The sequence below is a fragment of the Maribacter sp. PR1 genome, from assembly GCF_028464145.1.
GTDB lineage: Bacteria > Bacteroidota > Bacteroidia > Flavobacteriales > Flavobacteriaceae > Maribacter.
The window spans coordinates 1-14,491 of the sequence record NZ_JAQPCG010000001.1; the positions used below are offsets into that span (position 1 = coordinate 1).

At 39.1% G+C, this 14,491-nt stretch carries 11 protein-coding genes; 1 reads left to right on the forward strand and 10 read right to left on the reverse strand.

The features are described 5' to 3' along the window. Nucleotides 1–308: 308 nt before the first annotated feature. The 10 genes from PP182_RS00005 to PP182_RS00050 form a co-directional block, all read right to left on the reverse strand. Nucleotides 309–716, reverse strand: a complete 408-nt coding sequence (locus tag PP182_RS00005) for a hypothetical protein (protein ID WP_272649277.1) — start codon at nucleotides 714–716, stop codon at nucleotides 309–311. Between the two features lie 757 nt (nucleotides 717–1,473). Next, a complete protein-coding gene (locus PP182_RS00010; RefSeq protein WP_272649278.1) occupies nucleotides 1,474–1,992 on the reverse strand; it encodes a YceI family protein in 519 nt (172 codons plus the stop codon). 619 nt (nucleotides 1,993–2,611) lie between these two features. Next, nucleotides 2,612–3,052 (reverse strand): DsrE family protein, encoded by a 441-nt coding sequence (locus tag PP182_RS00015; protein WP_272649279.1) that lies wholly within the window; start codon nucleotides 3,050–3,052, stop codon nucleotides 2,612–2,614. 162 nt (nucleotides 3,053–3,214) lie between these two features. Beyond that, the gene (locus PP182_RS00020) at nucleotides 3,215–4,834 is read right to left on the reverse strand and encodes a sodium:solute symporter (RefSeq protein WP_272649280.1); all 1,620 of its coding nucleotides are present in this window, start codon (nucleotides 4,832–4,834) and stop codon (nucleotides 3,215–3,217) included. A gap of 23 nt (nucleotides 4,835–4,857) precedes the next feature. Next, nucleotides 4,858–6,042, reverse strand: coding sequence for an aldose epimerase family protein (locus PP182_RS00025; protein ID WP_442915269.1), 1,185 nt, complete (start codon nucleotides 6,040–6,042; stop codon nucleotides 4,858–4,860). 12 nt (nucleotides 6,043–6,054) lie between these two features. Next, nucleotides 6,055–7,554 carry an L-arabinose isomerase gene (gene araA / locus PP182_RS00030; RefSeq protein WP_419197716.1) on the reverse strand — a complete coding sequence of 500 codons (1,500 nt, stop codon included), beginning with the start codon at nucleotides 7,552–7,554 and terminating at the stop codon, nucleotides 6,055–6,057. 28 nt (nucleotides 7,555–7,582) lie between these two features. Further along, on the reverse strand, nucleotides 7,583–8,284 hold the full coding sequence (locus tag PP182_RS00035) for an L-ribulose-5-phosphate 4-epimerase (protein WP_272649282.1): 702 nt from the start codon (nucleotides 8,282–8,284) through the stop codon (nucleotides 7,583–7,585). 3 nt (nucleotides 8,285–8,287) lie between these two features. After that, complete coding sequence (locus PP182_RS00040) at nucleotides 8,288–9,964, reverse strand: ribulokinase (RefSeq protein ID WP_272649283.1); 1,677 nt, start codon at nucleotides 9,962–9,964, stop codon at nucleotides 8,288–8,290. A gap of 19 nt (nucleotides 9,965–9,983) precedes the next feature. Beyond that, nucleotides 9,984–11,963, reverse strand: a complete 1,980-nt coding sequence (locus tag PP182_RS00045) for a glycoside hydrolase family 127 protein (protein WP_272649284.1) — start codon at nucleotides 11,961–11,963, stop codon at nucleotides 9,984–9,986. A gap of 10 nt (nucleotides 11,964–11,973) precedes the next feature. Then, entirely contained in the window at nucleotides 11,974–13,530 is a 1,557-nt protein-coding gene (locus tag PP182_RS00050; protein WP_272649285.1) for an alpha-N-arabinofuranosidase, read from the reverse strand. Nucleotides 13,531–13,724: 194 nt separating this feature from the next. Between PP182_RS00050 and PP182_RS00055 the strand changes: the two genes are divergently transcribed. Then, complete coding sequence (locus tag PP182_RS00055; protein ID WP_272649286.1) at nucleotides 13,725–14,417, forward strand: NUDIX hydrolase; 693 nt, start codon at nucleotides 13,725–13,727, stop codon at nucleotides 14,415–14,417. Nucleotides 14,418–14,491: the final 74 nt, after the last annotated feature.

Below are 14,491 nucleotides of genomic sequence, written 5' to 3' on the forward strand. Positions count from 1 at the left end.
CAAAACAACGTGGGTGATTCAAGAAATTGGAATCACATCTTTATAGCAAGTGGCCGAGTTTATTATAATTTATAATCATACAGATGCTGGTGAACCCTAATAAAAAAGGTGTATCACAAATAGGATGCGGAGCAAGTTATATTAAAAAAAAGGTGGTTTAAGGCAAAAAGAAAATATTAATTAACTTTAGAGAACTGGACTAGGGCTTTTCATAGGATGCATTGTTCTCGGCAGTACAATTTTAGTAATTATAAATTATAATTAAATGAAGTTCTTTAAAAATGATAAACAAGAAATAAGGTTTCTACTTATTGGAACCATAATTGCCATAACCATATACCTAACTCTTTTAACGCTAAGACAACTGCAATGAAAAACCCAACCCTTGCAAACCATTTAGTTTTTGGAAGCTCTTTTAAGGTCTCTTTTGCCAGTTTTAGGTCTATTCTGGACTTTTCTTTTTCAAATCTTTCATTTTCATCCTTGTTTGATTTGTATTCTGTCCAATTACTGTTTTCAATTAAGTCTATTCCCTTATTCGTTATTTTATACATTGAATTTTTATGGGATTCTATTATTCCCTCTCCTTCTAGGTATATAACCGCTTTTTTATATAAAAAATATTCTTCTCTATAATCAAAACTAGCAGAGCCTTTTTCTGAAATAAACCCAGTTTTATTAAAGTCAGAAAGTAATTTCTCTATCCATTCATCCATCTTAAAATATTTAGTCAACTCCAGCGGAGTTGCAAGGGCTTTTTTTATTCAATATCCGCGAGCCGTTCTCGTCAACGGTAAAAGCGTTGAAACGATAGTTTCCTTTTACCTACGAAACCGATACTTGGCGATTGAAATGAACCAAGTTGAGGTTGAGGTATTGCCGAGAACAATTGTATACATTAACAATTTACTATATTTCTATTTTAGAGGCAATTTAGTAAACTGAGACTAAACCTTATAGTTTATTATATCTAAGCTTGATTTAAAAGCTAAATATACACTTACAAACGACTTTTTCGCGATAATATTAATTACATATCATATGGAACTGAAAGTCAATTCGATCTCATTGCTATAAATAAAAAGAGCTATAGACTTTATCGTAGGGTTTGCCTTTTTTAATTTTCGGCACGGGATGCAAAAGAAGTTTACCTAGCAAACAACCCTGCATTGAATGGGAGGAAATTCCAATAAAAAGGGAAAACCTTGCCAAATCTAAGATTCGCAAGGTTTCGTTGTTTTGGACTAGCATTTAAAATGGTTTAATGTCAATTGTCAACTAGGCACTCTATTTTCTTTATTGTAGACGATTAACTATATCTTTAATCCAAATACCCCACAATGAACATTAAGAATTAAATCATCACCCCAAGAGGTTTGACCAGGGATTGATTTCCATTTAATGTAAAGATGGAGAATATTTAAATCGTAGTTTGCAATACCATTAGTCCAACTTTAGTTAATATCGACCACTTTATTGCTTAATAAACTGGGCATCGATAACCATTTTGACTTGATCGGACACTACGACATTTCCAGCTTCCGTTACGGCACTCCATGTTAGATTAAAATCTTTTCTATTAATCTTTCCACTAATTTCAAATCCAGCTTTGGTCTGACCATAAGGATCTACTGCGATACCATTAAAATCAACATCCAAAGTTACTTCCTTGGTTACGTCACGTATGGTTAAATCACCAATAATTTTGTCATCGGTGAACGACTTTGAAGTGAAGGCCATCTTAGGGTATTCATCCGCTTTAAAAAAATCTTCGGACATAAGATGGGCGTCCCTATCCTTATTTTTGGTATTAATGGAACCTATACCGATTTCAACCGATAGTGAAGCATTTTCGAATTTGTCATTCTCGGTATCGATGGTGGCTTCAAATTCTTCAAAATGGCCGGTAACCCTAGAAATCATCATGTGCTTCACCTTAAAACTTACTTCCGAGTGCGTTGGGTCAATGACCCACTTATTTGTTTTTTCCATTGTAATTAATATTTGATTATTAAACTTTATTTATTTTAATGTCTATACAACATTTGTATATACAAATGTAATACATAGTACTTGAATATTTCAGTCTCAAAAACACAACTTTTTGTTAAAATTGAAATATAGGTTTTATGGTTTTCCGATACGAACCAACGCGGTACCCAAGAGATTGTTTTGCGTTAGCGTGGAGATACAAACATCTTTAGGATGTACATATACTATTTAGACAAAGCTATTCCATATCATGATTTGCCTATAGATAGCGCAACTACAGCATTATTTTCAAATCGCCCTCATGAAGTTAGTATTCGAAAATTCTATAGGAGGTGAAGGAGCCCTATAATTTTTGGCCTGGAGAACCTTTCGAACTTACGTTTCTCATTTTGTAATTCGCTTTACAAACTTAAGCCCGAATTCTTACTGATACTTGTGGTAGAAGCTTTTAGTATCTCACAAAAACGTTCGTAATATTTGACAGTATCCGGGTCATTGAACCCATTAAAAAATTGGTAGAAATATTGCCTTATATGGGCTTGTCCGTTATATCGACATATACTATGTCGTTCCGAACCTTATCCTAAACAACATAAATTGTGACCATATCACAACCCATTTAGTACGTCAAAGTATTATATCCTTTGGCCTGCAATTGAAGCATCCGTACCGAGGCGGTTGGAGTGATGTCCAAACCGTCAAAAAGGGATTCTGCTTCCACACCCAGTTTTTCCATGGCTACACTACAGACGCTTACCTTAACCTTTCCCTTATATTTTTGAAAAAATTGTTCCAATTCCGATTCTTTAGTCAATTGTTTAACGACCATACCTTTTACCACAATTTCATAGTTATCAATTTGAACGCCGTTTTCGAGAAGTAAGTCATACATACTCAATACCCCTTTAAAATGGCGTTCCGTAGTAAGAACAAAAGCATAGTTGGGTGTTGTTTGTAAGTCTGCAACAGTTTGCTTGTCTAGTTTTTTCTGGCCGTTTACGTCTGGATTGGAAAGGAAAAGTGCTACAGTAAACAAAAGAAGAGATAAAATACGTTTCATAATCTATTAATTTGATTTCAATGTTGTTCCTTAAATGTACTAAGAATAAAAGTTTGATTACATGATTATTCTCATAGCACTTTATAATAGAAAAAGCCAGGTTTTGTAAAACCTGGCTTTTAATTACTTTTTCTGGATTTTAACTAGTCCAAAAGTTATAACTTATTTTCCATTGAAAAATATCATAATACCGACTACTACTGCTAAAACCAATATGGAGATAACAATATCCTTCCAGTTGTAACTATTCTTATTTTTACTTTTTTCTTCTTCGCTTATGGTTCCAAAGGTTAAGTTGGCCACCTGCTCTGCTGATGGTGCCGGAGCAAAAAGACTGGTCACTACTGCAAATACAACACATACCAAAAAGAACCAGGCTCCAAAGGTCAAAAAGTTCATGCTGCCCATTTTGTACAAAAATCCATCCGGATTCAAATCGCCTTTAATCAATTCCAAAACTATTCGGATGGCAGCAACAATGATACCCATAATCAATGTGGCAAAAGCTCCTAAACCATTAATTCGCTTGTGGAAAATACCCAAAAGAAATACAGCGGTTATTGGAGGCGCGATATAGGATTGAACGCTTTGCAAATATTCATAAAGCACCCCGGAAATATTCGCCATGATAGGAATCCAAATAATACCGATAAAAACCACTACTACAGTCGCCAACTGACCCGTACGCACCAATTTCTTTTCTGGAGTATTGGGTCTTAATTTTTTATAAATATCTACAGTAAACAATGTGGATACCGAATTAAATACCGAGGCCAATGAACTCATCAAGGCTGCCAATAGACCAGCAGCTACGAGACCTCGCAAACCGGACGGCAACACATTACTCATCAATACGGGAAATGCTTCATCAGGGGAGTCCCAATGTAGTTCCCCCTTCATTTTTAAGGCCAGAGCAATGACCCCGGGAATTAAAAAGAGGAATACGGGCATAAGTTTCATAACGGCCCCAAAAATGGTTCCCCTTCTACCTTCTTTTATATTTTTTGCGGTCAATGCCCTTTGCACAATATATTGGTCCGTACACCAATACCAAATTCCCACGATGGTACTGGAAATCACCAAGGAAGGCCAAGGAAAATCCGGATCACTAGGTGGTCTCCACATATTCAGATATTCCGGCTTAACAGTTTCTACCAAACTGCCCCATCCCCCAACTTTTTCAAGACCTAAATAGGTAAGAACTCCGGCACCAATTACCAGGAGAACGGCCTGTAAGGTTTCCGTATAAACTACGGCTCGCATTCCACCTAGAACGGTATAAATACCTGTTAATATTACCGTGGCGATAGCTCCTGTCCAGAAGTCGATGCCCAATAAGGCGGAAACTACGACCCCACCCGCATAAATGGTTACGGATATTTTGGTCAATACATAGGCCACAATGGAAAAGATGGACAATACCCAACGAGAGCGGGCGTCAAACCGTTTTTCCAAAAACTCGGGCATTGTAAACACCCCACTACGTGCATAAAAAGGTAAAAACACCCATCCTAAAATCAATACGATCCAAGCATGGATTTCATATATCAACATGGGGAGCTTATCGCTGGCCCCAGCCCCTGCAAGCCCCACGACATGTTCCGAACCAATGTTGGATGCAAATATGGAAGCACCCACTACAAACCAACCTACATTACGGCCGGCCAAAAAATAATCTTCCGTGTTGTCCTCCTTTTTTCTGATGACCCACACGGCGATTCCTAGTAGGATCAGAAAATAGAATACAATAGCTACCCAGTCAAAAGTATCAAGTGTTTGCATAATTAATTGGTTTAGTTTTGCCGTTATTTGGTGGTTAATTTAAATGTTGTTTTCGTAGCATATTTCTCCCCGGGGTTTAAAACCACTGCAGGGAATTCTTCTTGATTTGGAGAATCGGGATAGTGTTGGGTCTCCAAACAAAGCCCGCTTCGCTTTGCATATGTTCCATTATTTGGTGCCGGAAGCGTCCCGTCCAAGAAATTTCCTGTATAGAATTGAATGCCCGGCTCATCCGTGGAGACCTCCAAAAACCTACCAGTTCCAGGATGATAAGCGCTTGCCACTTTTCTAAAACCTGCCTGTTGGTCATTCAATACCCAACAGTGATCATAACCGCCTCCCAATTTTAATTGTTCGTTCTCTTCGGAAATATCCTGACCTACCGTCTTGGGTTCCCTAAAATCAAAAGGAGTTCCTTCAACCGGCCTCAACTCTCCGGTAGGAATCAGACCACTATCAACTGGTAAATATGCATCCGCATCGATTTCAACCACGTGGTCCAAAATAGTGTTGGAAAAATCTCCAGATAAATTAAAATAGGCATGCTGTGTAAGGTTCACCACGGTGGCCTTATCCGTTGTAGCTTCATAGAGCACATCCAAGGAATTATCTTCGTGAAGTGTATAGGTTACCGTGGTACTCAGGTTTCCGGGAAAGCCCTCTTCCATGTCCTTACTTAAATATGTTAAAATCAACGAGGCAGAATTATCGCCTTCCTCGGTTTTTGCGTCCCAAACTTGCTTGTCAAAACCTTTTAAACCTCCATGCAAGCTATTTTCCCCATTGTTTTGTGCCAAGGTGTATGCTTCTTCACCGATACTGAACTTTCCTTTGGCAATACGGTTGCCATATCTTCCGATCAATGCTCCAAAAAAAGGATTGTCCTTTTCGTATTGGACCAAATCATCAAAGCCCAAGACCACATTTTCCATATTACCTTCGCTATCCGGAGTCCTTAACGAAGTTATACGTCCGCCATAGGTAATAATGTCAACTTCGATTCCACCAACATTTTTAAGTGAAAACATGGTCACTTTTTCACCATCCTTTGTTTCTCCGTACTCACTTTGTGTTATCGTTACTGGTTCCATTGTTTCTTCTGGCATTTCCGTTTTATTTTTATTTTCAGTTTTCCCTTTGCAATTTACATTGATTGCAAATGCTGATAATAGTGCGATTGTATAGCATAAGTTGATTAATCGTTTCATAGTTAAAACCTTTTACAAATTATTTTTAAATAAGTGAAAATATGTTTCATTGGCATTCAATTGGTCTTTTAGGTTTCTAATCGACGTATCCTTATCGATGACCACTAATTCAATTCCGGCCATTTCGGCGAAATCTTCCATAAATTCGGTCGTTAGCGCTTGAGTATAGACCGTATGATGGGCACCTCCAGCAAGAATCCATCCCGTAGCGGCCACCTCTAAATTCGGTTTTGCATCCCATAAGACCCTGGCCACTGGCAAATTAGGTAATTCTCCCATAGGTTTTACAGCCTCCACTTCATTTACGATCAATCTAAAACGGTTGCCCAAATCCACCAACGAGACATTTATCGCAGGACCGGCAGGAGCGTTAAAAACCAAACGAACAGGATCTTCCTTACCTCCTATTCCCAATGGATGTACTTCACATGATGGTTTACCCTCTGAAATCGTAGGACAAATTTCCAGCATATGAGACCCCATCACATATGATTTTTCCGGTGTAAAATGATACGTATAGTCTTCCATAAAGGATGTTCCACCCTCCATACCAGAGGCCATCACCTTCAATGCCCTTAGCAATGCCGATGTCTTCCAGTCCCCTTCAGCACCAAATCCGTAGCCATCCGCCATTAATCTTTGGGTGGCAATACCAGGAAGTTGTTTCAGTTCACCTAAGTTTTCAAAAGTATCGGTAAATGCTGTAAAATTTCCTTCTTCCAAAAATGATCGAAGTCCCAATTCAATTTTGGCGGCATCTACTAATGACTGTCTTTGCTCCCCTCCTACTTTGAGTTTATCACTTAGTTCATAGGAGTCTTCATATACTTGTACCAAGGCATCAATATCTTCTTGGCTCGATTTTTCCATATGGGCAACTACATCCGAAGAATCATAGCCGTTCACAGAAAAACCAAAGCGAAACTGCGCCTCTACTTTATCACCATCTGTCACGGCCACCTCTCGCATATTATCTCCCAAACGGGCAACTTTAAGGTTTTGGAATTCATCCCACCCTAATGCTACACGCGTCCAGTTACCTAACTTTTGTTGTACTCTATCCGTCTGCCAATGCCCTACAACTATTTTTCTGTTCTTCCTCATCCTGGTCATCATATGACCAAATTCCCGATCTCCATGGGCGGATTGATTTAAGTTCATAAAATCCATATCTATGGACTCCCAGGGAACCTGGGCATTGAACTGTGTATGAAGATGGCATAAGGGTTTGTTCAGCACACTTAATCCCTTAATCCACATTTTAGCGGGTGAGAACGTATGCATCCAAGTAATAATACCGATGCAATTTTTATTCGAACTTGCTTCCAAGCAAACATCTGTAATTTCTTGAGGGGTCTTTACCGTTGGTTTATAAACTATTTTAATGGGTATATGTTTGGAGGCATTTAAGCCTTTAACTACTTCCTGTGAATTTTCAGCTACCTGATTTAACGTTTCAGGTCCATATAAATGCTGGCTACCCGTTACAAACCAAATTTCCTTTTCTGCCATATTCTTGATTATAAATTATTTTAGGTTGTTATTGTCCGTAGTAGGCATTTTTGCCATGCTTACGTTCGTAATGTTTTTTTATTAAGGCATCCTTAAGCCTTGGAGCCTTAGGATTAATTTGTAAGGTTAAATAGGCCATTTGAGCCACTGTTTCTAATACTTTACTATTGTAAACCGCCTTGGCAGCATCTTTGCCCCATGCAAAAGGCCCGTGGTTTCCAAGCAGGACCATTTCTACCACCTCCGATGAAAGTCCACGTTCGTTAAAACAATCGATTATTTGGATTCCGGTATTGTGCTCATAGTTGCCTTCAATTAGATCATCCCTCATGGGTTCTGCGCAGGGAATATCTGCAGTTAGATGATCCGCATGCGTGGTTCCAAATACAGGAATATCCTTTTGGGCCTGTGCCCAAGCTACGGAGTACATGGCATGCGTATGTGCTATACCGCCAATATGTTCCCAATTTTTGTACAGAAAAGCATGGGTTTTTGTATCCGATGAAGGTCTCATTTTCCCCTCGATTATGGTATTATCGTAATCCAAAATTACAATATCTTCAGGTTTCAATTTTTCATAAGCAACTCCACTAGGCTTAATGGCAAAAACCCCATTATCGCGATCTACTGCACTAACATTACCAAAGGTATAGATAACCAAACCTAAATCGTTCAGGGCCATGTTGGCCTCAAAACATTCTTGCTTGAGTGCTTGGTATTTTGAACTCATTTCTTATTTATTTTGGATTGAATTTTCGATAAAATCTCCCAAGTCGGTGTAAGATTCCATCAACTGTTTATACGTATCTATGGCGTTTTCTTCAGGAAGATACTCAGCTTCAAAATCACTTCCCATAAACTTACTGGCCTCCACTACATCCGGATAAATTCCCGAGGCCACAGCGGCATAAATAGCTGCTCCCAATGCAGGTGCCTGGTCGGATTCGGCTACTTTAATGGGCATATTCATAACATTTGCTAGCGTTTGCATGATAAAAGGTGACTTTCTGGCAACACCCCCAATACCGATTACCGAGTTTATCACAACTCCTTCCTCTTGAAAACGGTCTGCTATTTTTTTAGAACCAAAACAGATGGCATTCACTAAAGCTTTAAATATATGTGGTGCCTTACTACCCAAAGATAAATTGGTAATAGCGCTTTTAAGGTTCTGATCCGCATCCGGTGTACGGCGGCCGTTGATCCAGTCCAATGCCGTTGGGATACTTTCCGATAAGGGTATGGACTCTGCAGCCTCTGAAAGTTTTCTAATAAAATCGCGCTCTATTTCTTTCTTTAGGTCGATTTTCTGCTCTTCCGATAAAACGTCCGAAGTCCAAACCAAATTGTCTATGGGCCATGAAAGGACATCCTTAAACCATGCCAGTAAATCCCCAAAAGCAGACTGTCCGGCTTCTAAGCCGACCAATCCCGGTATTACGGAACCTTCTACTTGTCCACAAATTCCTTTAATGGTATTTCCTCCGATTTCTTTGTCCGTCGCTACCATGATATCACAGGTAGAGGTACCCATAACACGGACCAAAGCGTGTTCATCAATTTTGACGCCTACAGCACCGGAATGTGCATCAAACGTACCCACAGCGACAACGGTATCCGTGGTAAGACCTAATTTTTCAGCCCACTCCAAACTCAGATTTCCAGCAACTTCATCTGAAGTATAGGTCTCATCGTAAAGGTTATCCCTTAAATCTGCCAAGTAAGGGTGGAGCTTTTCCAAAAATTCTTTAGGAGGTAATCCCCCCCAGCTCTCATGCCACATCGCCTTATGACCTGCGGCACATCGACTGCGCTTAAATGATTTCAAGTCCTTATTCTCGATAAGTAAATAAGTCATCAGGTCACAATGCTCCATCCAGGTATGGGCATTCTCCTTAACACTCGCATCATCCTTTACAACATGGGCTATTTTGGCCCAGAACCATTCCGAAGAGTAAATACCACCTACATACTTTGTAAAATTTTCACCTCCCCAAGTAGTAGCAAGTTCGTTGATTTGTTCGGCCTCCTTTATGGCCGTATGGTCTTTCCAGAGTACCATCATTGCATTTGGATTCTCCATAAATCCTTCCACCATTGCCAAGGGTGTACCCTCTTGATCTAGTGGAACAGGTGAAGAACCTGTCGTATCTATGCAAATTCCCTTGACATCAGCCGGATCTATGTTGCTTTTGGCCATAACGGCCTTGACCGTTTTCTCTAAACCCTCTATATGATCTAGTGGATGTTGCCTAAATTGGTTTATAGATGGATTACAATATTGATTATCCCTCCACCGACTATACCAACATACTTCCGATGCAATCTCGTCACCATTTTCAGAATTAATAAGCACAGCCCTAACGGAATCTGAGCCATAATCCAATCCAATTACGTAATTTTTTTCCAATTTTACCTTTTCTATTTTGTTATTTCGGTGAGCTATCCAACCACACTTTCATTTTACCAACTCCCCTGTTAGACCAGACATAATAGGGAATTGCTTTAAGATTATCATCTTGGATAGTATTTACACCCCCTAAAAGATTCGGCTCCATTTGAACTTTAAAATCGTCATTTAATGGAATGGTTATTTCATCATAGTTCCCCTTATTGTCAATCTCCTCGACCGCATACACCAGAGGACCATATTCCAAGGCAATTTTTCCTCTATTCTCAGCAACTTTATCAGAGGTCTCCACCTTTCTTACTTCCATTGGAAATTTAAGTTCGATTGTTTTTCCGTTCACTTTTTCACTGGAAAGAGTCACATAGCCACCCAAAGAATTGATGACCTCCTTTTGGCCATCGATATAAACCTCTACCTTATCCGATACGTTGTTTACGTAATCATAAAGTCCGCCGGGAAGCACTTCGTTATTCGCCCAACCGGGTATACGCATCTTAAGACTGAAATTGTCAGCTTGGGAGGCCTTTACATGTATCTCCACGTTACCGTCCCAAGGATAATTTGTCTTTTGTATAACTTGAACCGCATTATTAGGTAGGTCTACGGTTGCTTCATTCGAGGCATACAAATTCACATAAATATCTTTATCGGTTTTTGAATAGATTAGACCTGGCATGGCTGGTATAAACCGAACGACATTTGTTGGACAGCAAGAACAATCGAACCAAGATTTTCTGGTTGCAGCCCCTTGGTTAAATTCATATTTACCATCGGACTCCAAGGCATTTGGATAAAAGAACTCTGTACCGCTCAAGGATAGCCCGGAGATTAGTCCATTGTATAAAGTTCGTTCAATAACGTCGTAATATTTAGAATCCCCGGACATATTGAACAATCTATGGTTCCAATATACATCGCCAATAGAGGCACATGTCTCATTATATGCGGTTAAGTTGGGAAGTTCATAATTGTCGCCAAAAGCCTCTTGATCATGTCTGGCTCCGATTCCCCCCGTGATATACATTTTTTTACTCACCATATTATCCCATAGGTTATCTACAGCGTTCATGTAGGCCGAATCATTTTTAATTGCGGCAATATCCGTCATGGCGGCGTACATATATACGGCCCTAACTGCATGCCCTACAACCTCATCCTGTTCTATCACAGGAACGTGATCTTGTGAATAGGGTCCGAAGAGTTCATGATTATCTGGGTTGCCCCTATTGTCCAAGAAATACTTGGCCAAATCAAGGTAGTCTTCTTTCCCGGTAACCTCATATAGTTTAATGAGTCCGGTTTCTATAATCTGATGTCCTGGCACAGCGGCTATCTTGTCTTCTCCTTCACCAAAGGTTTCCACCATTAAATCGGCATTTTTAATAGCGATATCCAAGAAATTCCGTTTCCCGGTAGCTTTATAATGTACCACGGCAGCCTCGTACATATGGCCGGCATTGTAAAGCTCATGGCTTGCCGCAAGCGATTCCCATCTTTTACCTTCCTTGACCTCTACCCAAGTAGCGGGCGGTTTAGCGGGGTCTATGGTACGCCAAGTGGTTAAATATCCATCGGGTTCTTGTCCAATTTTTATAATTCCTACCAACGAATCCAATAAAGTCTCCAATTTTGGATTTGGGGAACTGATCAAAGAGTTAGAGGCTCCTTCGATAATTTTATATACGTCAGAATCGTCAAAAGGCATTACTCCGCGTACAGAACCTTCCATTTTGCCACCTGCGATTAAAAAGTTATCGAATCTGCCTTCTTCCTCACATTTTTCAATGGCGTATTCGATGGTTTTCTCCTGTACCCTCCTAATAATGGGTAGCCAGAATTCGTCTGTCAACTTGACATTTTGAATGTTTACCGAAGTGATTTCATAGCCCGATTCTTTTTCAGGAACACTTCCTACTTCTTGATTTTTGGCCTCATTTTTACACGCTGATAAAATAAGCAGCGTAATTATTGTGGCTAGAAATAATTTATTTCTTTTCATTGATTTTTTTTTACTTATAGCCCTCTAAGACGATGACAGAAAAAGGAGGGATATTCACTTCTAATTTTCCTTTTTTAAACTTGAAATCCTTAAAATCCTTGGGTGCTATTTTATCCGGATTTTCAAAGGTGTTGTGATCTTGCAAACTATCTGAACTTAATACGGTTCCCGAAATATTTTTTATGTTTAAAGAATTCAAATCAAGAGATACCGTATGCGCTTTATTTGCATCAATATTGGTAAATGAGATATGCGTTTTTTCGCCTTCATCCTTAGAGGCTGAAATGGTCAAGGCCGGTAAGGACTCTTCTTTTAGGGTATACTTGGGCGAGTCAAATGATAACGGTATCAAGGTTGCATCTTGATGTACCTTATACATATTCATAACGTGATAAGTTGGGGTAAGAATCATCTTTTCCTCCTCTGTTAAAATAACGGCCTGTAATACATTCACGGTTTGTGCCAGATTGGCCATTTTAACACGATCTGCATGATTATTGAAAATATTGAGGTTCATTCCGGCGATCATGGCGTCACGCATTGTGTTTTGCTGATATAGGAAACCCGGATTGGTACCTTCGGCAACTTCATACCAGCCTCCCCATTCATCCACAATAAGATCTACTTCCTTTTTCTCATCATACTTATCCATAATGGCCGTATGCTTGACAATCAGTTCCTCCATTAACCATGATTCCTTCATGGTGTTAAAATAGGTTTGCTCATCGAAATCAACGTCAGGTCCTTTTGCATCCCAATCAATCACTGAATAATGATGAAGGGCTACACCCTCTAACATATTCTTGGGGATGTTTTTCATAAGTACCTCGGTCCAATTATAATCGTCATTGCTCGCTCCAGATGCAATTTTGTACAATCCTCCCTCTATATCGGCATCTGACATGAAAGTGACATATTTTTTATAAATATCTGCATAGTATTCAGGGCGCATATTTCCTCCACAACCCCATGCTTCATTACCAATGCCCCAATATTTAACCGTCCAGGGCTCATCCCTACCGTTCTCGCGTCTTAAATCGGACATGGGACTCTTACCTTTAAAATTGGTATATTGCACCCAATCGGCCAATTCCTGTACCCCACCGCTACCGACATTACCAGATAAATAAGGTTCGGCTCCAAGCTCTTCACAAAGGTTCAAAAAGTTATGGGTTCCAAAACTATTATCCTCTGTTACTCCACCCCACCATGTATTTACGATGGTAGGTCTTTTTTCCAAATCGCCAATACCGTCCATCCAATGGTAGGTATCCGCAAAACAGCCGCCAGGCCATCTTAAATTTGGTATTTGCAATTCCTTTAAGGCCTCTATGATATCCAAACGTACACCCGCGGAATTTGGAATGGTACTATTTTCACCCACGTAAAATCCTTCATATATACATCTACCTAAATGTTCGGCAAAATGCCCATAAATATGCCTACTAATAATAGGTGCATCGTCAGACTCAGAAATATTGACATTGGTTACGGTCTGACCAAGTGTGGTTTGTGAGTAAATCGCTACAATTAGCATCAAAGAATAGAAAAAAATACGTCTGTACATAAGATAATGTGTTTATTGTTGGTGAAAACCCTTTTGGTTTAGTAACATTGAATTCAAATCATCAAAGAATGAATTAACAAGCAATTATAAATAAAAAAAGTGTTTATTAAACACTTAAAGAGAATTAATTCCTTCAAATTATAAAATTTACCATAATATAGGTAGATTGTAATTCATATTTATTTAAATCTAGAATGACCTTAAGCTCTTACACCAACGAGGATAAAGTATTACTTGCCGTAGATTGCATTATTTTCGGTTTTGACAGCGAAGAATTGAAACTACTTTTGGTAAAAAGGGGATTTGAACCAGAGAAAGGTAAATGGTCCTTGATAGGTGGGTTTCTTAAAAAAGAAGAAAACCTGGACATTGCCGCGGCTAGAGTGCTCCACCACTTAACTGGCTTACATGATATTTACATGGAACAACTTTATACGCATAGTAAAGTTGACCGTGATCCTGCTGATCGAACGTTGTCCGTAGCGTATTATGCGTTAATAGATATTGCCAAACATGACAAGGAATTGATTAAACAAAACTCCGCACAATGGTTTCCACTTAAAAAAGCCCCGGAATTAATTTTTGACCATAATGAAATGGTCAAAAGGGCAATGGCCAGGTTAAAAAGAAGGGCGCTAAGTAAACCTATTGGATTCGAGTTACTTCCAGAAAAATTTACCATGCGACAGCTTCAAAAACTTTACGAAGCCATTTTAGGCAAAAAACTGGATAAACGTAATTTTATAAGTAAATTCAATTCTTTTGATATCCTTATTAAACTCGACGAAAAAGATATGAGCTCCTCCAAAAAAGGTGCTTTCCTATTCAAGTTCGATGAGGAAAAATATAGTAGAAAGGTCGAAGATGGTTTTAATTTTAAAATTTAAAACCAAAGTCAATTCAATCCGTTTTTAGTTAAAATCATCATAAATATTATAATCTGATCGTACTATAATTACAT

Coding starts and splice junctions, on each gene's coding strand:
- PP182_RS00055 (WP_272649286.1), top strand. CDS start 13,725: ATGACCTTAAGCTCTTACACCAACGAGGATAAAGTATTACTTGCCGTA.
- PP182_RS00050 (WP_272649285.1), bottom strand. CDS start 13,530: ATGTACAGACGTATTTTTTTCTATTCTTTGATGCTAATTGTAGCGATT.
- PP182_RS00005 (WP_272649277.1), bottom strand. CDS start 716: ATGGATGAATGGATAGAGAAATTACTTTCTGACTTTAATAAAACTGGG.
- PP182_RS00015 (WP_272649279.1), bottom strand. CDS start 3,052: ATGAAACGTATTTTATCTCTTCTTTTGTTTACTGTAGCACTTTTCCTT.
- PP182_RS00025 (WP_442915269.1), bottom strand. CDS start 6,042: ATGAAACGATTAATCAACTTATGCTATACAATCGCACTATTATCAGCA.
- PP182_RS00020 (WP_272649280.1), bottom strand. CDS start 4,834: ATGCAAACACTTGATACTTTTGACTGGGTAGCTATTGTATTCTATTTT.
- araA (WP_419197716.1), bottom strand. CDS start 7,554: ATGGCAGAAAAGGAAATTTGGTTTGTAACGGGTAGCCAGCATTTATAT.
- PP182_RS00035 (WP_272649282.1), bottom strand. CDS start 8,284: ATGAGTTCAAAATACCAAGCACTCAAGCAAGAATGTTTTGAGGCCAAC.
- PP182_RS00045 (WP_272649284.1), bottom strand. CDS start 11,963: ATGAAAAGAAATAAATTATTTCTAGCCACAATAATTACGCTGCTTATT.
- PP182_RS00010 (WP_272649278.1), bottom strand. CDS start 1,992: ATGGAAAAAACAAATAAGTGGGTCATTGACCCAACGCACTCGGAAGTA.